16 protein-coding genes are annotated in these 19,998 nt (G+C 41.5%); 8 read left to right on the top strand and 8 right to left on the bottom strand.

Translation table 11 applies throughout. The features are described from left to right. Positions 1–45: 45 nt before the first annotated feature. Positions 46–2,478: a TonB-dependent receptor gene (locus tag L3V38_RS15855; protein ID WP_237119984.1), complete on the bottom strand. Its 2,433-nt coding sequence runs from the start codon at positions 2,476–2,478 to the stop codon at positions 46–48. Positions 2,479–2,658: 180 nt separating this feature from the next. Next, the gene (locus tag L3V38_RS15850) at positions 2,659–3,015 is read right to left on the bottom strand and encodes a DUF5522 domain-containing protein (protein WP_237119983.1); all 357 of its coding nucleotides are present in this window, start codon (positions 3,013–3,015) and stop codon (positions 2,659–2,661) included. A 43-nt stretch (positions 3,016–3,058) separates the two neighbouring features. Between L3V38_RS15850 and L3V38_RS15845 the strand changes: the two genes are divergently transcribed. Next, the gene (locus L3V38_RS15845; protein WP_237119982.1) at positions 3,059–3,382 is read left to right on the top strand and encodes a hypothetical protein; all 324 of its coding nucleotides are present in this window, start codon (positions 3,059–3,061) and stop codon (positions 3,380–3,382) included. 40 nt (positions 3,383–3,422) lie between these two features. Here the strand turns inward: L3V38_RS15845 and L3V38_RS15840 are convergent, their stop codons facing one another. Continuing rightward, on the bottom strand, positions 3,423–4,391 hold the full coding sequence (locus tag L3V38_RS15840; RefSeq protein WP_062568661.1) for a class 1 fructose-bisphosphatase: 969 nt from the start codon (positions 4,389–4,391) through the stop codon (positions 3,423–3,425). Positions 4,392–4,552: 161 nt separating this feature from the next. Here L3V38_RS15840 and L3V38_RS15835 point away from each other — a divergent pair, with 161 nt between their 5' ends. Both L3V38_RS15835 and L3V38_RS15830 read left to right on the top strand, forming a co-directional pair. Continuing rightward, positions 4,553–6,982: a zinc-dependent metalloprotease gene (locus L3V38_RS15835; RefSeq protein ID WP_237119981.1), complete on the top strand. Its 2,430-nt coding sequence runs from the start codon at positions 4,553–4,555 to the stop codon at positions 6,980–6,982. 104 nt (positions 6,983–7,086) lie between these two features. After that, positions 7,087–7,869 carry a YggN family protein gene (locus L3V38_RS15830; RefSeq protein ID WP_062568663.1) on the top strand — a complete coding sequence of 261 codons (783 nt, stop codon included), beginning with the start codon at positions 7,087–7,089 and terminating at the stop codon, positions 7,867–7,869. A gap of 55 nt (positions 7,870–7,924) precedes the next feature. On the opposite strand, the gene L3V38_RS15825 is transcribed toward L3V38_RS15830, so the two are convergent. Together L3V38_RS15825 and rsuA are read right to left on the bottom strand one after the other, a co-directional pair. Further along, on the bottom strand, positions 7,925–9,550 hold the full coding sequence (locus L3V38_RS15825) for a methyl-accepting chemotaxis protein (protein ID WP_130149435.1): 1,626 nt from the start codon (positions 9,548–9,550) through the stop codon (positions 7,925–7,927). 115 nt (positions 9,551–9,665) lie between these two features. Then, the gene (gene rsuA, locus L3V38_RS15820) at positions 9,666–10,364 is read right to left on the bottom strand and encodes a 16S rRNA pseudouridine(516) synthase RsuA (protein ID WP_130149436.1); all 699 of its coding nucleotides are present in this window, start codon (positions 10,362–10,364) and stop codon (positions 9,666–9,668) included. Between the two features lie 58 nt (positions 10,365–10,422). Between rsuA and zapE the strand changes: the two genes are divergently transcribed. Beyond that, positions 10,423–11,535 (top strand): cell division protein ZapE, encoded by a 1,113-nt coding sequence (zapE, locus tag L3V38_RS15815; RefSeq protein ID WP_237119980.1) that lies wholly within the window; start codon positions 10,423–10,425, stop codon positions 11,533–11,535. A gap of 58 nt (positions 11,536–11,593) precedes the next feature. Here the strand turns inward: zapE and L3V38_RS15810 are convergent, their stop codons facing one another. Beyond that, positions 11,594–14,614 (bottom strand): TonB-dependent receptor, encoded by a 3,021-nt coding sequence (locus tag L3V38_RS15810; RefSeq protein WP_130149438.1) that lies wholly within the window; start codon positions 14,612–14,614, stop codon positions 11,594–11,596. Positions 14,615–14,950: 336 nt separating this feature from the next. Here L3V38_RS15810 and L3V38_RS15805 point away from each other — a divergent pair, with 336 nt between their 5' ends. Beyond that, entirely contained in the window at positions 14,951–17,080 is a 2,130-nt protein-coding gene (locus L3V38_RS15805; protein WP_237119979.1) for a winged helix-turn-helix domain-containing protein, read from the top strand. A gap of 2 nt (positions 17,081–17,082) precedes the next feature. Here the strand turns inward: L3V38_RS15805 and L3V38_RS15800 are convergent, their stop codons facing one another. Both L3V38_RS15800 and L3V38_RS15795 read right to left on the bottom strand, forming a co-directional pair. After that, positions 17,083–17,412: a 5-carboxymethyl-2-hydroxymuconate Delta-isomerase gene (locus L3V38_RS15800; RefSeq protein ID WP_130149440.1), complete on the bottom strand. Its 330-nt coding sequence runs from the start codon at positions 17,410–17,412 to the stop codon at positions 17,083–17,085. Between the two features lie 11 nt (positions 17,413–17,423). Then, complete coding sequence (locus L3V38_RS15795) at positions 17,424–18,011, bottom strand: hypothetical protein (protein WP_237119978.1); 588 nt, start codon at positions 18,009–18,011, stop codon at positions 17,424–17,426. A gap of 103 nt (positions 18,012–18,114) precedes the next feature. On the opposite strand from L3V38_RS15795, the gene L3V38_RS15790 reads away from it, so the two are divergent. The 3 genes from L3V38_RS15790 to L3V38_RS15780 are packed head-to-tail and all read left to right on the top strand — an operon-like array spanning position 18,115 to position 19,998. Then, positions 18,115–18,585: a CreA family protein gene (locus L3V38_RS15790; protein WP_130149442.1), complete on the top strand. Its 471-nt coding sequence runs from the start codon at positions 18,115–18,117 to the stop codon at positions 18,583–18,585. A 2-nt stretch (positions 18,586–18,587) separates the two neighbouring features. Beyond that, positions 18,588–19,370, top strand: a complete 783-nt coding sequence (locus tag L3V38_RS15785; protein ID WP_237119977.1) for a hypothetical protein — start codon at positions 18,588–18,590, stop codon at positions 19,368–19,370. 7 nt (positions 19,371–19,377) lie between these two features. Beyond that, positions 19,378–19,998: a LysE family transporter gene (locus tag L3V38_RS15780; protein WP_237119976.1), complete on the top strand. Its 621-nt coding sequence runs from the start codon at positions 19,378–19,380 to the stop codon at positions 19,996–19,998.

The raw sequence follows: 19,998 nt of genomic DNA, 5'->3' as shown, positions 1-19,998 counted from the left end.
AAAAGCCCTGCCTAAAGGCGGCAAGGCTTTTATGGGTATGTTTAATTACAGCTCAAAGTTGTAGCTAAACTTCATACCGATAGTACGAGGTGTTGTGGTGTAGTGACCATAAACACGCTGTAGTTCAGGTAGTTCTTTGTTAAGCTCAGCATATTGCGACATACCAGCCCAAGACTTATCACGACGTACAGAAGTAAACGCGTATTTATCGAATAAGTTGTCTACATAAAGGGTTGCAGACCACATATCGCCCGTAATTTTGGCTGATAAGTTGCTTAGTGCATAACCAGGTAATACTTCGCCGTCTGCTTTTAGGCCTACTTTGGTGATCACATCGCTTTGCGCTGTAATACCGTAGTTTACGCTTAATAGTTTATCGCCGAGGATATCTTGCTCGTAACGAAGACCAAACGAGAATTGATGCTCAGGAGCACCTGGTAAACGGTCGCCTTTAGCACCATCATAGTAGCTTTGGTACTGCGCTAAGTCACCGCCTAATACGCCAAATAAATAAGGTGCATCTTCGGTCAATTCAGCCTTTGCATAAGCGTATGTCGCATAGGCAGCCCAGTTATCACCAATCATAGCGCGGCTTGAAAGCTCAATACCTTTTGAATTAGCAGAACCCGCATTTGAGGTAATTAACTCCTGACCATTTACCGTGCTGCTACCAACTTGCGCATCTTTCCAATCAACATTAAATAGCGCTGCATTGAAGTGTAGGCGATTACGTAACCATGATGACTTAAAGCCTAACTCATAATTGACTGTGGTATCTGGTTTGTAATCTTCTTCATTTGGCAGAGCACAAACAATTTGTTGCTCAGGTAATACATCAGGGCAAGGTGCAATACCGTTACCACCACCAATACGAAAACCTTCACTCACAGTAAAGTAAGCAAGAATACCGTTATCAAATGTGTAATTAGCATTAAACTTAAATAAGTTACCGTTATCGCTGGCACTTACATTTTCCATAGCTAGATTATCGAGTGAATCAAAGTCACCAGAATAGAGCGGTGTTGCAGAACCAGATGTTGTAGAAACATCGTATTCGTAAAAACGCGCGCCAACAGTGACATCAAGCTGATCTGTAATGCTGTAGCCAATTTCACCAAAAAGTGCTTTTTCAGTGGTTTCGCTGTCTGAAATTAGAATGTACTCAAGATCTTGTTCAACGTTAGGAATACCGCCACCCCAGTACTCAGTTAAACCCGGTGTGTATTCACGATCATCTGAGTGACTTTCTAATTTGTTGTAAAAGCCACCCACAATCCAGTTAAAAGCGCTACTACTGTTTGATACTAAACGAAGTTCTTGCGTGAAAGTGTCGCGCTCTGAGGTATCGTGCGTGTAGCCAACAAATGAAGGGAAGTCGGCATAACCTGACCAAATATCATAAAGTAGATCGGTTTGATCGCGCTGACCAGATTGCTCATAGCTAGACCAACCAGATGCAGAGACCAGCTCAGCAAAACCAAGATCTGCTTTTACTTCTAAGCTTAATAAATCGTTTTCTTCTTCACCTGGCTCAAGTACACGAGCTACGTTTTCGTATTTTCCAGGAATCCCTTGTAGCGCACTACTATCAGCAAGAGAGCCGTATTGCGATGTCGAGTTGCCACCATTTTCTTGTTTTTGATAGAAGTAGTTAAGTGTTGCATCAACATCTTCGGTTGCAAGCCAACGAAGTGACAAACGTGCTGTGGTGATTTGCTCATCGTTAACATCGCTTACGCTTTTTAAGTTGGCGTTAACATCACTGCTGTCAGAAAAGTCAGGGTTCGGATTTGATACACCTGGCTTTTGAACTACATGGGTGTAATCGATGTAACCTGGATTATCGTAATAATTTAAGCTAGTACGTAATGCGAGTTTATCGTTGATTAGTGGCGTGTTGAATACCACGCCAAACTCACCACCGGTACCGTCACTTTCGTTGATGCTAAATACATCGCCTGTTACTTTACCCTCAGTAATATCTAGCTCAGGCTGTTTTAGTAAGTAACGAATTGCACCGCCTAAAGTGCCAGCACCGTATAGCGTACCCTGTGGGCCGATGAGTACTTCCATGCGATCAACATCAGTTAAACGTAAATCAATACTAAGTGGGATTTCACCAACATAAGTTGCCACTGTGCCGCTATCAGAAATACGGTCAGAGGTATTGGTGTTCAAACCACGAACGATAATCGGAGAACCTTCACGGCCACCTTGATCAGAAATCGTTAGGCCTGGCACCCAGCGTGCAACATCTTCTAAATCACTAATATTTTGGTCGCTAATTACATCGCCATTTAGGGCCGTAATATTGAGTGGTGCATCTTGCACAGAACCTGCTCGTCGTGTTGCAGTAATTTGAATTGTTTCAATTGATTTATCGACGTCGATAGTATCTTCTGCTGCAAATGCCATATTGCTATTGATTAAAACCGCAGAAATTGCACTTGCAAGTAGAGCAGGCCTAAAGGTATTCATGTTTGATTCCGATGTAGTTACAGTAAATTTATGCTTAAAAAATAGGCGTGGCTAGTAATTTAAGCTTAAAAGAGATTGATTTAGTGAATTTATATCCAATTATAGTGTATTTTTATTCTCTCAGTCATGCGTTATTTGCAATAAAATGCAAAATAATTGAATAAATACTCTGTCTGGATATTAACTATCGGAAAAAGGGCAGTGGGTGCAGCCGTTTTTACAGCAATGTCCGCGCTTTAAAAAGAACCAGCGACTAAATACCATGTAGTTGTTTTGCATTGTGTAATCGAGATTTTCAATTAACTTACCTTGATGATAGAAAGGTTTGGCAAAAGCGAGTTGTTGCTTAAGAGGCTGTTGGTATAGTTTGGATAAAAATAAATTTATTTCCTTAATTGTACAATCACGGCACAAACAGGATTTAGCTGCTTCATCAAGTGGTAAAATGGCGGGTAATTCATTACACCAACAAGCATTTATATTGTCGGCTTGGCAGTTAAGTGTTGCTTTGCATTGCGAGCAAGTAAGGGTTGTCATTCAGTAAAAAGATGCTTTGAGATTGAAAAGGTAAGCATAGCAAATGGATAAATTAGACGCATTAGATGAGTTTGCCCGATTTGGTGAAAACCGATTTGAGGCAATCTCTATTATTACCAGCAGCCCTGATAATCAAGGTGATGTGTATATCGTTACGCAAGACGTTTTTTGTCACGTTTTACAGCGTGTTATTGACGGCGAAATAGATATCGATGAGTTAGAACTTTGGGCAAATGTATTGGAATCTCGTCAAGACATCGATGAAAGTGCGGTTGAAGGCGCAATCTTTGCCTTAAGTAATAACGAGCAAATGGGTGAGTTGAGTAAAAGTACGCTAAAGAAGTTATTAGAACTGACCTTAGGCTGAAAGAGTCTTATATCTTTCAGCCTAAGGTATGTACTTGTTGCTACTTATGATAGTTCAAGCAGGTTTCAACTTCGTTTTTTGAGCCTAAGATCACCGCAACACGTTGGTGGATAGCGTCAGGTTGAATATCCATGATGCGCTCTGTGCCCGTTGAGGCAATACCGCCAGCTTGTTCGATTAACATCGCCATAGGGTTTGCTTCGTATAGTAAACGTAATTTGTTAGGCTTATTTGGATCTTTCGTATCGGTAGGGTAAGTGAAAATACCACCACGACATAAAACACGGTGCACATCACCCACCATTGCAGCAATCCAGCGCATGTTGAAGTTACGACCACGAGGGCCTGTGTCACCAGCAATTAAGTCATTGATGTAATTTTGCATCGCCGGTTGCCAATGGCGCTGATTCGAGGCATTAATAGCAAATTCGCTAGTGTCTTCAGGGACTTTTGCAAAATCTTCTGTTAATAAGAAGGTACCGTGCGTTTTATCTAAGGTGAAAAAGCGTGTGCCTTTGCCAGTTGTTAATGCCAGCACGGTAGATGGGCCATATAATACATAACCCGCTGCAACTTGGTTTTTACCCGGTTGCATAAATATACTTGGATCAGCAGGATCCGCGCCATCAGGCGCTGCCATAATTGAGAAAATCGTACCAACCAGTGAGTTAATATCGGTATTTGAAGAGCCATCAAGCGGGTCAAAGGCAACGATGTATTTAGCATCAGGGTTACCCGCAACGGTAAAATCTTCTTCCTCAGAAGCAATGGCTTTTACGTAGCCCGATTCGAGTAAAATGTCTTTTAGAAGCTGATTGGTAAGTACATCTAATTTCTTTTGTGTTTCACCCTGAATATTTTCGTCAAGAGTTGAACCTAACACACCTGATAAGGCACCTTGACCAACACGGAATGAAATTTCTTTACATGCCGCAAGCACTGTTCTGATCAATGAGATCAGTTCACGAGGGCAACCATCTTCTAATAATACCGGTGGGAGTCTACGCATTCTATTTTCCTGATAACGTTGTAGCCAGACATTTTTAAGTGTGAGAGAGAATGTCTTAGCAAGCGCTGAATTTCGTCTTAAATAGCTGTTTTTTGTTGGCGATACTTTATACTGCCTAATACCTGTACAGTATTTAAAACGCGAATAACAAAGATAAGATTATGCAAAAAATACCATTACTACGATACCTGCTCTTAGCTGTGCTGCTTACTATAATAACTCAAGCACACGCAGCAATTAAGCCTATAAATGATTTTACTGAAAAAATGAGTCATTTTTCGGGCTATTATTCTTTCTATTATGATTCTGAAAGCGGCAAAGTGTATGTTGCAGTTGATAAACTAAAGCAACCTTTTTTACTTCAGCAAAGCTTACCTTATGGCGTCGGCTCAAATGATATAGGCCTTGATCGAGGGCAACTTGGCAATACCTATTTAGTACAATTTGAACGTTTTGGTGATAAGGTGATGTTACGAGCATTGAATACTTATTATCGAGCGAATACGACCAACTTGGCCGAGCAGCAAAGTATCAAAGAAGCGTTTGCTTCGAGTATTCTTGCGGGCTTTAGTGTTGTTGCAGAGTCAGACTCAGCGGTGCTTGTAGACTATACTCCTTATTTATTGAGTGATGTACACGGTGTAAGTCGTCGTTTAGCTGCAACTTCGCAGGGGAGCTTTAATTTAGATGATAACCGAAGCGCAGTCTATTTAGCTCGTTCAAACGCATTTGTGAAAAATACAGAGTTAGAGGCAATACTCACTTTTCAAGGTAGTAACCCAGGTGAGTTTGTTCGTCAAGTGAGCGCTGATCCTCACATACTTACAGTACATATGCATCATTCTTTTATTGAACTGCCTGATGATAACTACACACCACGTCAATTCCACCCTCAATCAGGTTACTGGAGTATTGAGCATAAAGATTACGCCGCACCACTTGGTGAGTCTATGTATGTGCGTTATATCCCGCGCCACCGTTTAGCAAAAAAAGATCCGAGCCTGCCAATTAGCGAACCCGTTGAACCGATTGTTTACTATTTAGATCCGGGCGTGCCTGAGCCAGTTAAAACAGCCTTGTTAGAGGGCGCTAAATGGTGGAATGATGCATTCAATGCTGCTGGCTATAAGAACGCATTTATCGTTAAAGTGTTACCTGATGATGCTGATCCTATGGATATACGCTACAACGTGATCCAATGGGTACACCGTGCAACACGTGGCTGGTCGTATGGCAGCTCAGTGATAGACCCGAGAACGGGCGAAATTATTAAAGGCCATGTAACACTGGGCTCATTACGTGTACGTCAAGATATCCTTATTGCTGAGGCATTAGCTGCCCCTTATTTTGAAGGTAATGAAGTTGCTACTCGTTTACAAGCAATGGCTCTTGATCGTATTCGTCAACTAAGCGCTCATGAAATAGGCCACACTTTAGGGATTGCACATAACTTTTCAGCGTCGGTCGCTGATAGAGCATCGGTAATGGACTATCCTCACCCGCTACTTAGTTTCAATGAGCAAGGCAAACTGGATGTGAGCCGAGGCTATGCCTCTGGTATGGGAGTGTGGGACACACAAGTGATAAAATATGGTTATAGCGATTTTACAAACCAAGATGAACCACAACAACTGGCCGCAATTTTAGCTGAAAATAAAAGCAAAGGGCTGGAATTTATTTCGGACAGTGATGCACGTGCTAAAGGGGGCGCTCATCCAACGGGGCATTTGTGGGATAACGGTCGTTCACCAAGTGATGAGTTAATGCGTGTACTTGATATTCGCAAACAAGCGCTGACGAGCTTTGGTATTGAAAATATCAAAACGGGGACTGCGTTATCGCAATTAGAAGAAATGCTAGTGCCACTTTATTTATTCCATCGCTATCAAGTTGAAGCTGCGGTTAAATTAATTGCCGGTGTTAATTACGAATATGAAGTACGTGATGACTCTGAGCCAACAGGGGCGCAAGTTGTAACTAAGCAAACCCAGCAAGCGGCTGTTGATGCATTACTTGCTACACTAAAAGCTGAGAATCTTGTTTTACCTGAGTCAGTGTTAGCGCTTATTCCACCAAAAGCGTATGGGGAATCTAAATCACGCGAGAGCATTGTCGGTCGTACAGGGTTAACCCTGGATGCTATGGCATTGCCTGAAGTCGCAGCTGCACATAGTTTAAGCCTATTATTTAATAGCCAGCGTGTTAATCGCCTCGCGCAGCAACAAGCGCGTAGCGATGCATTTTATAGTTTAGATTCATTATTAGCTCAAACTTATCAGCAAATTTTCGAGCAAAAAATTGCCCAAGGGATGGCGGGTAAGATTAGCCAACGAGTGCAGCTTTTAACGGCTAAGCAATTTGCTGATTTAGTATCAAGTGATAAAGTCGCGCCTGAGGTACAAGCACAGTTTCGTTATTACCTTGGCAAGCTTGCAAAGAGTTACCAGCAAGAATCAATGCTAGGAAGTGCATCAGTAGGTGATAGTGCCTTCAAGCAATATTTAAGCGAACAAATCAACCACTTTTTAGCAAGCGGTGAGTGGCCTGCAAACTTTAAAGTATTGCCAATGCCACCGGGTTCGCCTATTTAACTCACCTTTCTTTTAAGACGCCTAGCATAGCTAGGCGTTTTACTTGCATAAAACTGGATTTTTGCTAATCTACCGACCTCTCTTTTTGTCTTCTTGGGGTGTATATGGCGTTTTTTTCTCGCTCGCTGCTTGCGGCAGCTATTACATTCTCGAGTTTTTCAAGTTATGCCTCATTAGCTAAAAAACAATGCGAAGTTGAGCTTAGTCACGGCTTGATCATCACAGATGATGTTATTCGTATTGTTGATAAAGGCCAAACCCGTGTACAAATAAACAACAATACTCAGTTATTTATTCGTGGCTATTGGGTTGACCTTAATCCAGAAGAAAGCAAAGTCGTGGAGCAGTTTAGTTTAGGTATTCGTGACACTGTGCCTGAATTAGTTGAACTTGCCACTGACGGTGTAAATCTAGGTTTGAGTGCTATTGAGCAGGTCGTAGAGGGCATGTCCGACAAAGAACCTGAAGTACTTAAAACGCAATTACAGTATGTTGAACGTGCTCTGATGGATAAGTTTAAGCGTGGCGATGACTTTTTCTTTATCGCCCCGCAATCATTGTCGAAAATCGATGACTTTTTTACCAAAGAGATCAGCCAAAAAATTCACTCAGCAGTGCATGGCTCGTTAGGGGCTATTTTAGTTTCATTAGGTGATGCGTTTAAATCACGTGAAGGAAATATCGAAGATCGCATTAACGACATGGGTCAGCGTATGGATATTATCTCTAAGGAAATAGATAAGTCACTGCAAAAGAAAGCGGAGCAGCTTGAAATGAAAGCCTCTGAATACTGTGAGTGTTTAAACTCACTAGATGTCACTGAATCTCGACTACAAAAAATAGTGCCAGGAATGGCCGATTTCGATTTGGTACAGATTAAGTCTTAAAAGCCCAGTAAACTTAACTGGGCTTTTTTATGTCTGACTTTTGATACGTGGATAGTTAGCTAAATTTAGCTGTTTCTGTCTCTAAATCAGCTGTAAGGCCTTTGATTGAATCGGTTGCCGTATGTGCCTGACTTGATACGTTAGCTGTTTGTGAGGCGGTATCTGAAATGGTCACCACACGTTTTGCTGTATCTTCACCTGCGTCTAATTGCTCTTTAGCTGCTATAGCTATTTGATGGCTCATTTGTGCGATTGCACTTAATGAACTCGCAACTCGGTTTAGTTCTTCATTGGCTTTGGTTGATTTAGCCACAGTTTGCTCACTGGTCGAAATACTGAGTGCAACAGATGACTTAGCATCTTGTGTTGCTGATTGTAATTTACCAATCATGTTGCGGATTTCTTCGGTACTGGTTTGTGTTCGTTGTGCAAGGCCACGGACTTCATCAGCGACAACCGCAAACCCTCTACCTTGTTCGCCAGCACGAGCTGCCTCAATGGCTGCATTAAGGGCTAATAGATTCGTTTGCTCTGCAATTCCTTGAATAACACTTAGCACATTAGCGATATTATTTACTTCATCATCAAGAACTTGAATGTTATTACCAGCGCTGTCAATTTGTTGCTCTAAAAGTGCGATTGTTTGTGCTGCTTCGTTGGTTAAGTGGCTTGCGCTTTGCCCTTGGTTCTCAGCTTCTTGTACTGAGTAGGCTGCTTGCTCGGCATGCTCAACAACTGTTTGCGCTGAGGCGGTCAGTTCGGTAATGGCTGAGGCAACCATTTGTGTTTCTTCATTTAAACTACGGGTGAGTTTATCAAGCTCAACAGAGCGAGACTCGTTATCAACACTTTGATTTTTGAGGCTATCAGTTACGTCTTTAATGCCATCAACAACGCCGCGTAAGCCTTGTTGCATATAATGCATGGCCGCAATGATACTTTCACTTGGTGCATCTTGGCGGATAGTTGAGTGGAGGTTGCCACGTGAGACGTTTTTAACAATATCAATTACTTCATTGATTTCACCACCCAGTGCATTGGTCAGTGATGAGCCAAAGCGTGCAATTGCAAACGTGAGGGCTATGGCAATGAGCATAGATAAACCCAATAGCCACTTTGCTGTGCTCCAGTATCGTTCATCGACTTCTTTTGCACTAATTCCTGTGCCAACATACCAGCCAAACAGCGGTGTTTTTTGTACAACAGACGTTAAGTCTACTGTTTCGCCATCACGGACGGAGTCCCAATGATAAGTAATAATTTTATTTGTGGTATTACCCACTAGTTTTTCGACCATGCGACCAATGCTGTTACCGCTGGCATCTTTAAAGTCATTAAAGCTGGTACCATGAAGCTCTGGGTCATGTGGCGTGGCAACAAAATCTAAATTATTGTCGACGACATAAACATATTCTGAATCGTGATATTTATTTTCTCTTAAAACCTGAGTTGCCAACTCTTTAGCTTGATTTTCATCAAGCTGGCCATTTTTTACCATCAATTCGAATTGCTCAACGATATTTGTTGTGCTTTTCATTAATTGGTTAATACGCGCAATGTTATCGCTCTCACTCGCATGACGTAACGACTGTAAACCCAATAAAGCTATTGCGCAAAGCGCAATAAAAATAGCGGTAGCAAATAAGCTAATTTTTGTTTTTAAAGCTAGTCCTGATAACACAGTTAGCCTCCTTTTATTATATCCCCTCTACTTTTCTACCATGTTTATCGGCAACTTGTTAGCTTTTATTAAGTAAAAATGACAGCGTTATCATGATATTTGTTCAAGTACCTATTTAGAGCGAAAGCTCAGCAGCAGTCAAGGGGCGGTATTCACCACTCGCTAGATTTTCATCAAGATGAATATTGGCAATTTTTTCACGGTGTAGTTCAACAACTTTGTTATCAACTGCGGCCAGCATTCGTTTAACTTGATGATATTTACCTTCACAAATGGATAGGCGTAAGCTGTAGCTTGCAAGTTTTTCAACAATGGCAGGGCGAGTTAGCTCTTTTTCGTTATGAAGCTGTACACCTTGCTCTAGGGCTGCAATAGCTTCTTCATCAACCGGTTCTTGCGTTTCAACTAAATAAGTTTTGAACTTGTTGTGCTTTGGTGAAGTTATTTTGTGCGACCAGTCACCATCATTGGTGATGATCACTAAGCCTGTGGTATCTATATCTAAACGACCAGCAACATGAAAGTCGCTCATGTTTGGCTCATCGAGTAAGTCAAATACGGTCGGGTGAAGGTCATCTTTATTGGCACACACATAGCCTGCAGGCTTATGAAGCATGAAGTAGCGTTTGCCTAAAAAGACCAACGGCTCGCCTTGCCAGCGCACGTCGTCATCTTGGCTGATAGAATAATCAAATGAGGTGATCACCTCGCCATTTACAGTGGCGTACTTACGTTTGATACCTGCTTTGGTTTTACTGCGAGGTAATTCAGCAATATGGCTGATAAATTTATCTAAACGGCATGGGAATTTCATTGGGATCACATTCTTAGTCGGCTACAATGGCCGCGAGTATAGCGGATACTAGTGACCTATGACAGTACAGCAAGGACAAATATTCAGGTATTACCAAGCGCAAATAGCCAAAGGCGAACTGCATGAAGACCATGCCCAGCGCACAGCGATTAATGCGCTTGATAATCTAGCCACAGAATTGGCTGCGCCAAGACATTGGTGGCAAAGCGCTAAGTCAATAAAAGGGGTTTATTTATACGGCCCAGTTGGGCGTGGTAAATCCATGTTGATGGATGTGTTTTTCAAACTGGTCAATATTGATGCGAAACAGCGTTTGCACTTTCACCATTTTATGAAGCAAGTACATGAGCGTTTGGTTCAACTACAGGGGCAGAAAAATCCACTGACGATTATTGCTAAGGAGTGGGCACAGAACATTCGGTTGATTTGCTTTGATGAGTTCTTTGTTTCTGATATTGGCGATGCAATGATTTTAGGTGGCTTATTCAAAGCCTTGTTTGAGCACCAAGTGGTGTTAGTGGCGACGTCTAACTGTCAACCTGAGCAGTTGTATCGCAACGGTTTACAACGAGCACGATTTTTACCCACTATCGATTTGTTAAATGATCATTGTCATATTTTAAGTGTTGAAGGCAATACCGATCATCGCTTTCGCTTTGGTAAACAAACCGAACATTACTTTATTGATAACAAAAGTGCCCTAATAGAGCGCTTTTTAAAGCAAGAGCAAGCAGTACAAAAGCAAACAACGATAGAGGTTTGCCATCGTCATCTTCGCTGTGAACTGCAAGCTCAAGATGCCATTATGTTTGACTTTATGGCGTTATGTTCAGGGGCTAGAAGCACAGCAGATTACATTTATTTAGCAGAGCGCTTTCAGCGTGTTTATTTGCTCAATGTGCCGGTAATGGGGCGCGGAGCCACGGGCAAACAAATTGTGCATGGTATTGAAGACAGTTATCAACGTGAAAAACAGGATTTACAAGAGCACTTTTTAGATGATGAAGCACGGCGCTTTATTGCTTTAGTCGATGAGTTTTATGACAGAGGTCGATTACTGCTGATCTCGGCTGAGGCGGGCATTAGTGATATATATCAAGGACAAAAACTGGCATTTGAGTATGCGCGTACAGAGTCTCGATTAGTTGAGATGCAAAGCTGGAAAAGATAAAAGGCGCATTAAAAAATACGCCTTTGTTGTCAGCCTAGCTGGGGTTTATATGAAAATGTTAAAAACTATATTGTGCGCCTACATACACATAACGACCTTTACCCCCACCATACTCAGAGTAATAATTACCACGCCCTGAAGGATAAAAATCACCTTTATTATCAAACACGTTATTTACACCACCGAATACGCGTAGTTGGCTTTGTTTACCAAGTGACAAAGTGTAAGACGCTGAAAGGCTGTGTTTTAAGAACGAGCCATAATCTTGGTAGGCAAGTTTTTCTGGGTTACTAATACAGGTATCTTCACCAGCCTCACAGCGGGCATCATTTTCAGCTACATACTCATTGTAATCTTCTTCAAGACTCTGGCTTGCTTTAAACGAGCCTAAGAAATTTGTACGCCAGCGAATACGTAGATCATCATTACGCCAAGTAATCGACATTGACGCTTTATCTTTAGTGCGACCATAGCCTGCGTAATGACTGGTTACTAAGCTACCATCGAGGCCTTCATAGGTCTGTGAGTTTTCAATCACGTGATTATAATCAAGCTTTAACGAGAGTTGACCATAACTGTCAAAATCAAGCTTGTACTGTGCAACCACATCATAGCCTCTAGCTGTGAGCTCATCGAGGTTATATTGGCGTTGTAAAACCTTAATAATATTGCCTTCATTATTACGGGTAATATCATTACAGAAGGTGTTTTCAGCTCCCCACGCAACTTCAGAGTCGTAACATTCACGCATGATGTTTTCATTACTGATCTGCGAAATTGCATCGACAATTGCAATATCATAGTAGTCAACCGCAAGGTTGAAATTGTCTAAAAACGCAGGTGCCACTGTGATGCCAAACGTATACGTATCGGCAGTTTCTTCTTTCAAGTTTTCATTACCAGCGCCAGGTGAATAACTGTTATTTTCATCGTTAAATTCGAAATCAGGATCGGCAGCAAGTTGCGCAGCTAAAGTCGGCTCTTTGCGACAGTTATCGTGACCTGGTTTAGTCGATGTTGCAGTTAAACCATCACAAATATCATCATAGCTGTCGTAATCGCCACGCGGTGGTGACATAAGTTCAGTGATGGTTGGCGCACGTTGCGCACGTGCATAATTCGCTCTAAAAGCATAGCCTTCGATAGGCTCCCAAAAAATACCGAGTTTGTAGCTGGCAACTGTATTGACGTTTTCCATGCTGTAATTAGCCAAACGAAGTGACGTTTCAGCACTTAAGTTTTTTGCCAGTGGTGCATCTTTTAACAGTGGGATTGCAAGCTCTGCAAAGGCCTCATAGACCTCAACTTCACCGTAGAAGTTTGGTACATAGTTAAAGGTGATACCACCGGATTTCATATCATCACTGGTTTTTAGATCTTGGCTATCTTTACGGTATTCACCACCAAATACAGCCGACACTGAGCCTGCTGGTAGTTCAAATAAGTCACCAGCAATGTAACCGACTACGCCATATTGTTTAATTTCGGTATCAATAACCGGATTAGTACGTATCCATGCCGCCATGTCATCAGTGATTGACCCTTCGCCAAACAAATTGATAGGCACGCAGCCTGCTGCGCGAGCTGCTTCATCAATACACTGGATTGTGCCATCAGCAAGCTCCTCAGCTTGTAAAGCTTGGCTTAGTTTTACTGTGTTTAACTCATTGCTACGAACTTGATGTTGAGTGAAGCGACCGTAGCTGGCTGATACATCCCAATCCCATTCACCATTAAAGAGTGTCCCCTGTAAACCTGCCCAGCTACGAATCGTTTTACGTGTGTTATCAGTACTGATATTACCCACTTCACTAAAACGACGATCCCAATAAATACGATCTTTATATGGGTTGGCATCTAAGATTTCTTGCGGCACATAAGGGTTATCAATTGGAATATAACCTGGTGCAACATCCGAAAGTGGATCGCCTGTGACGGGATCATAGCGAGGTACAAAAGCACCTTCGTACTCATCCTCTGGAGACTTATTGTTAAATGAACCACTGTCACTGTATTGTACCTGTGCGTACAGCATGACGTCATCTGTTAAGTCAAAGTCGATTTTCAGTGCCGTTGAGAAGTTATCACTTGGCACATCCAGCATCACGTATTGGTTAGAGTTGATGCCGTAAATTTCTTCATTCCCTTTCCAGTCATCACGTAGAGTTTGACCGTCATACCAAAATTGTGTGTCGTTACGGCTATTTTCTAAGAACACACCGCCAGGAATACCGTCGCTTTTGCTTACCCAGTCAGCTTGAGTGATGTCGCGCATACATTGGTCGCCATCGGCTGTTTGCATCACATTACACATGCGTTCAGGGTCATAATCGTAGCTATCTTCAATCTGCGCACGTTTACGGTCGTAAAACGTCATGCCAAAATCACGGTCCCAGTTAGCACTGAAATATGCATAGCCGCGATCATCGGCAAATGAGGTGCCGTAATTTAAATCAAGGGTAAACTCTTTACCGCCACCATCAGTTGTTTCACCTGTATTGGCTTTAAAGTCGAAGCCTTCTTTTTTCGATTGAGTAATTATATTTACAACACCTGCGACCGCATCTGCCCCATAGGTTGCCGATGCACCGCCACTAATTATTTCAACGCGTTCAACCATGCCGCTAGGAATGGTGTTTAAACTAACGTAATTACCACTGTAGCTGTTTGAAACAACACGACGACCATCAATCAGTGTCAGTGTACGGTTAGCACCTAAGTCACGTAATTGAACCGTTGATAAACCAGTTGCAGAAACACTTGATTGGCTGGTGGTGTTACCAATGCTTTCACTAAGCGCAGGCATGTTATCGACTAAAATATCAGATAAATTCGTTAACCCAGTATCAAGGATTGCGTCACGGTTCATAGTAACCAGTGGCGTGGGTATCGAAAAGCTGTCTCGTTTTATACGTGAGCCCGTAACGATAATTTTTTCGGGTGTTTCGTTTTGTTCTTTGATTGCAGGGCTGGTATTAGCTGTGCGTGCAATGTCTGTTTCATTAGCAAGTGCATGTTGGCTAAAACCACTGGCAACAGCAAGCGCTATTGCACAAGGCTTAGTTAGTAGATTTCTCACAGGCGTTCCTAGTTGTACTTATTTTATTTTTAGTTGTGTGAAACCAGAGCGCTGCTCTTTTAAGGGCAGTTAAAATTTACAGTGAACAACACCCCGGTTTGTCGGTATTGACGTAAATTTTTTTATAAAAATGTGAATACAACCGCAATCTTTAGTGACTCGTTTATCTCTCTATTTTATATCTATTTAATATCTATTCGTTTAAAATCAATGTGTTGTTATTTTTGCGCTGTCAACTTATTGACAATTATAATGCTGGTTAATCATTGTTATTTGAGATAAATTGATAGCTAAATACACGTCTAGAAATCTAAAAAGAGGTTAAGTTTAGACTTAATGGAAACCACTCATCACGCCTACCGTTTGGGTCGGTGTACAATTAATCCCCTTGAAAATAAACTAGTTTGTGATGATAGTGAGCACGTCTTACAGCCTAAATTCATCGAGTTATTAGGTTGTTTAGTTGCCCGTTATCCTGAGCCAATTACTCGCGAAGAGTTAATTAATCTTGTTTGGGATGGTAACCATTTTGTAGGAGAGAAGGCGTTAACAAATGCTATTTGGCATTTACGTAAGGCGTTTAAAGAATTAGACCCAAACTCAAGTTATATTGAAACCTTGCGTAAGACAGGGTATCGATTGGTTCAATCACCTGAAAAAATTGAACAGCAGCCTAAAGAAAATACACCTAGTTTCAAACGTTCTCAACTTTATAGTGTTGCTGCTGTATTTATACTGTGCGTATTTGCTGCGTGTGTATTTTGGTATGTTTCTAGTTATCAAACAAAGCAGCACACGGCCTTTGTGATGCCGATAAATAGTATAGAAAGTGTAACAGCAAGCCCAGGACGTGAAATTTATCCTGCCGTATCAAATGATCAACATTACTTGGTTTACTCATGGCGCCTCTTAGATAAATCTGCGGATTTATATTTACGTGACCTCCATTTTCCTGAACACCCTGCAAAACAGTTAACTGACAGTGCACAGACTGAAGGGCGCTCCGTGTTTAGCCCTGACTCAAGCACCTTATATTACTATCGTTATACGCAAAGCAATGCGTGCGAAATAGTGAAACTATCACTTGTGAATGCGACGAGCGTTGTCCTGAGTGAATGTCGCCGCGAAGGTGGAACTGATCTTGATGTCAGTGCAGATGGTAAAACACTCGCTTATATCGGTGAGTATGTAACCGAAGCCGGTGAAACGGTAAGCCGCATTAAGTTACTGAACTTGGAATCAGATAACCTACACGAAACATCTATTCCTTGTGATGACTATTGCCATATTAACGATGAATCTGTGTCGTTTTCACCTGATGCAAAATATGTTGTGGTTACTCGTAATGTTGAAAACGACCAGCAAGCACTTTTTATGGTTGATGTACAAACAGGGCAAGCTAAACGACTCACTCCAAACTTTGCCTTTATTCATGGTGTTGATTGGCATCCGAATAAGAACTTACTGGTTTTTTCGGCAACTAAAGGCGGGAAGCGTTATGGTTTTTTCTTCGATATTGAAAAGCAAAAGCTGATTAATACTCAAGTGGCAGGGATGAGTTCGCCAAGGTATAGTGCTGATGGCAGTGTTTATTTTCATCAATGGGATATAGACAAGGTGATTACACGGTTAAAAATTGATGAGCAAGTTGCCAGTTCACCTTTTTCTATGCTCTCTACTAATTTTAGCTCTCTTTTTCCTGAATATAACTCGGTGCAGAAAAAGCTACTGTATGTATCAAATGAGTCTGGCAGCTCTCAATTATGGATAGTGAACCCAGATGCAAGCTCGCGTAAACAGTTGACGAGCTTTCCACATGTTATTGGACAAATATTTGACCCAACGTGGTCAAAGGATGGGCGCTACATTTTGTTTTCAGTGCTGGATAAAGGGCAAAGTACGCTTTATCTATATGACTTTAAACTCGATAAGAGGCAAGCGTTAAATATTCCATTTGCCTATGCACGCAAACCAACGTGGTCTAGTGATAACCAATCTATTCTTGTGTCAGACAACGATTATGTTTATCGATTTGATTTAAAAGGTAATAACCTTGGTAAAGTGATAAGTTCTCCTGCTAAATATGCTGTTCAGTTATCATCGGGTGATATTCTTTTTACTGACAACAATAAGGCTATATGGATAAAACACCATGAAACGGGGCAAGAACAAGTACTTGTTGATGATATTTATTTAGCGAGGCATTTTTCGTGGTTATATGTAAGTAAGAATGAATACCACAATGCGCGTATTTATTATTTCAAAGTACGCGTTGGTGATTATCGTATTAGTTATTATGACGTGGTGAAAAAACAGCATTTTGATGTGATGGCATTACCCGAGCGTGCTTATAGTCGTTCATCAGGGTTGACCTATGTGGATGATGAACGCTGGCTTGTATACACAGGATACCTGTCACCTGAGATTGAAATTAAGCGTCTTCCTGCGGCATTTCTGCCGCAGTAAAATTAGCACTTACGATAAATATCAGGGCTCATATCATAAATGTTTACACTTAAACTGTAAGAACGCCGACAGTACTTGCTTAAGCAATTAAGTAGTTGTTCGCTTAGTTGCTGCTTTTGTTCAACGGTTCTGCCTTCCATGATAGATGCGGCAATATGGATGAAGCCATCTTTCCCTTCACCTAGTTCATAGTGTTGGTAGGCAATGGCACGTGTTTTAATGGTCGATAATTCGAATAAACCAGAGTCGAATACAGCTTGGTGGACTTTTTCAACCAGCACTTGAGGAAGAATAGGGAGATCTTCTGAATGTTCAATAACAATATGCGGCATGGGGCTCTTCCTTAAAAGCGGTAACTAAAACCGATGTTTGTTTGAAATTGGTTTAATACATCACCATCGAAGTGCCAAAGGCATTGTTCGTTTTCGGATGCAGGTAAAGTACATGAGATGTTACTTGCATTATTTACAATAGTCGCCAACCAGCGAGTTTCAACATAAATACGCGCTTGGTCGCTAAATAGGTACTCAGCGCCACCGTATAAGCCTGAGGTAAAAAAAGTGTCGGAGTCAGCAAAATCAGTGCTGACGTGATTTGCGCCAATTTGAGCACCAACAAAACCAACTATATGATCAGTTAAGGGCACTTCTACGGCACTTTGAAATAGCAGGTATTGCATCTCGACTTGCTTGTTGGCTTGGTCTTTCATATCAAGTTCGGTTGCTGAATAAAAGAAACCATAACGAGCATTATCAATGGTTCTATCAAGGCTGACAGTAAAATGACTGTCATCCTCAAGCTCAATTTTTAGGTTTTCTTCGGTTTGCACCGAATTAGTAAAGTTTTTGCCGAAACCGGCGCTAATAGAGTAGCCTGCGTGAGCGGTACTACTTAAGAACATTAAACACAGTAAACCAAGCGATTTTTTCATTGTTTAGGTGCTCGTTGTTGAAGATATTTTGAGATAGTATTGAAACATAGCAAGCAAATAGTTGTAAATGGACAACTATCGCTTTTTAATAAGGATAACGAAGATGAAGACACTAAAACTTGCTGCACTGACAGCCTCAGTCATCTTGTTGAATGGTTGTTCCGATGACGCGGCTTCTGTAAGTTTAGGATTATTTACGACTAAAGATATCAAAGTGGTATCGCAACAAGATCCAATCATTAGTGGTGTTACCTGTCATATCAGCCATATTGAAGCAAATCTTGATTTTGCAGATCCTTCAGATATGTCAATTGCTTGTCGTCAAACTGGCCCCATTACTGCAGAACAGTTACAAAAAATAGACCGCAGTAAATCCGGTGATGTGGTATTTAAATCATCAAAGAGTATTTTATTTAAGTCATTGAAGGTGCGTCGTATTTACGATGCACCAACCCGTACTCTTCTGTATTTATCATACTCGACAAAAGAATCATCAGGCAGTCATCACCATGCTTTATCAACCGTTCCGCTTTATAACACGGATGCATGGCAGTGGGCGCAAGGACAAGAGTAAACATGTTAACCCTATTTAAATCAGCTCCCTTACTTGACGAGCAGGAGCAACAGTGGCTGATAGACACATTTATATGGGCTGTTGAGCATTTTGATAGCGATTACTTTTTACACAAGACGCAGATTGTACTGCCCAATGGCCAGTTTTTCCCAGACAGTGTCACAAGCGTTGAAGATATGGCTAAAACGGTATTTTCTCGCGTCGTTGGCTATGCGGGGATGAAGACGTGGCCTGTAAATTTAGTATCACCATCACAGCTGGTCCCGCAGGTATTTCCGCATTTTGAATTTCAGGCTTCTCTAAGAGGAGAGCATGCTCAGTTAATTGTGCCTGCGAATCACTTAATTAATGTGTCGTTTAATCCAAACCAAATAAATCAGCCACAAGACTTAGTTGCGAGCTTTGCTGGAACACTGGCGACAGTATTAATTCATCATGTTGGTGTTTTACCTCCTGGCGGTAAAGAGTTTTTACCACAGGCCAGCGACGCGCTTGCTTGTTTTTTAGGGTTTGGTGTGATGATGAGCAATACTGTGTATCAGTTTAAAGGGGGCTGTGGATGTGGTTATAACCCCTATGCCAATCGCCAAGCTGCATTGACTGAACCGCAAACCTTATTTATGCATGCTTTGGTATCGCATTTTAAAGGCGATAATCAGTCTAAAAAATACCTGAAGCCTCATTTGCGAGGTCAGTATAAGAAAGCGCAAAAGCAAATAAAGTTATTAGTTAATAGTAGTGCTAATCCGCTATTACTGGCGTTGGATGAACAAAAAGTAGGGTAAATAATCAGTGCCGTATTTAGATGAATTTTTATTAATTGCAGTTGCGCATTTTTTTGCTGTTGCAAGTCCAGGCCCTGACTTTGCTGTTGTGCTTAAGCAAAGTATTCAGCATGGTCGTCAAAATGCACTGTGGACAAGTGCGGGGGTGGGGGCTGCCATTTTACTTCATGTTGCCTATTGTGTATTAGGTGTTGCCCTCATTTTATCGCAATCGCCGAGCTTATTTATGGCATTAAAATATGTGGCGGGTGCTTATCTAGCTTATTTAGGCGTACAAGCTTTACGTAGTGCAAAACCGGCTGATAATACACAGCAAACGCTTGCTCAGGCTGAGCCTGAGTCTGTGTATAAAGCTTTTAGACGTGGCTTTTTTACCAATGCACTGAACCCAAAAGCAACACTGTTTTTTATGTCGCTCTTTACATTAGTTATCAGCCCTGAGACCCCAGTATTAGTGCAAGCAAGTTATGGTATGTATATGGCTTTGGCAACTTGGGTGTGGTTTTCATGTTTATCACTGGTGTTATCAAAAGCCGTTGTGCGAGAATTTTTCTTAAAAAGTGGTTTTTGGTTTGATCGAGGTATCGGCGTGATCTTAATTGCGCTGGCTATTCGTGTCGTTGTGTAA

Origin of the sequence: Pseudoalteromonas sp. L1, from assembly GCF_021728095.1 — a bacterium.
Taxonomy (GTDB): domain Bacteria; phylum Pseudomonadota; class Gammaproteobacteria; order Enterobacterales; family Alteromonadaceae; genus Pseudoalteromonas.
The sequence above is the reverse complement of the archived record's forward strand: the minus strand, read 5'-3'. Positions and strand labels throughout refer to the sequence as shown.

What these genes read in the sequence shown, in the direction of transcription:
- L3V38_RS15855 (WP_237119984.1), bottom strand. Translation starts at nt 2,478, where the DNA reads ATGAATACCTTTAGGCCTGCTCTACTTGCAAGTGCAATTTCTGCGGTT.
- L3V38_RS15850 (WP_237119983.1), bottom strand. Translation starts at nt 3,015, where the DNA reads ATGACAACCCTTACTTGCTCGCAATGCAAAGCAACACTTAACTGCCAA.
- L3V38_RS15845 (WP_237119982.1), top strand. Translation starts at nt 3,059, where the DNA reads ATGGATAAATTAGACGCATTAGATGAGTTTGCCCGATTTGGTGAAAAC.
- L3V38_RS15840 (WP_062568661.1), bottom strand. Translation starts at nt 4,391, where the DNA reads ATGCGTAGACTCCCACCGGTATTATTAGAAGATGGTTGCCCTCGTGAA.
- L3V38_RS15835 (WP_237119981.1), top strand. Translation starts at nt 4,553, where the DNA reads ATGCAAAAAATACCATTACTACGATACCTGCTCTTAGCTGTGCTGCTT.
- L3V38_RS15830 (WP_062568663.1), top strand. Translation starts at nt 7,087, where the DNA reads ATGGCGTTTTTTTCTCGCTCGCTGCTTGCGGCAGCTATTACATTCTCG.
- rsuA (WP_130149436.1), bottom strand. Translation starts at nt 10,364, where the DNA reads ATGAAATTCCCATGCCGTTTAGATAAATTTATCAGCCATATTGCTGAA.
- zapE (WP_237119980.1), top strand. Translation starts at nt 10,423, where the DNA reads ATGACAGTACAGCAAGGACAAATATTCAGGTATTACCAAGCGCAAATA.
- L3V38_RS15805 (WP_237119979.1), top strand. Translation starts at nt 14,951, where the DNA reads ATGGAAACCACTCATCACGCCTACCGTTTGGGTCGGTGTACAATTAAT.
- L3V38_RS15800 (WP_130149440.1), bottom strand. Translation starts at nt 17,412, where the DNA reads ATGCCGCATATTGTTATTGAACATTCAGAAGATCTCCCTATTCTTCCT.
- L3V38_RS15795 (WP_237119978.1), bottom strand. Translation starts at nt 18,011, where the DNA reads ATGAAAAAATCGCTTGGTTTACTGTGTTTAATGTTCTTAAGTAGTACC.
- L3V38_RS15790 (WP_130149442.1), top strand. Translation starts at nt 18,115, where the DNA reads ATGAAGACACTAAAACTTGCTGCACTGACAGCCTCAGTCATCTTGTTG.
- L3V38_RS15785 (WP_237119977.1), top strand. Translation starts at nt 18,588, where the DNA reads ATGTTAACCCTATTTAAATCAGCTCCCTTACTTGACGAGCAGGAGCAA.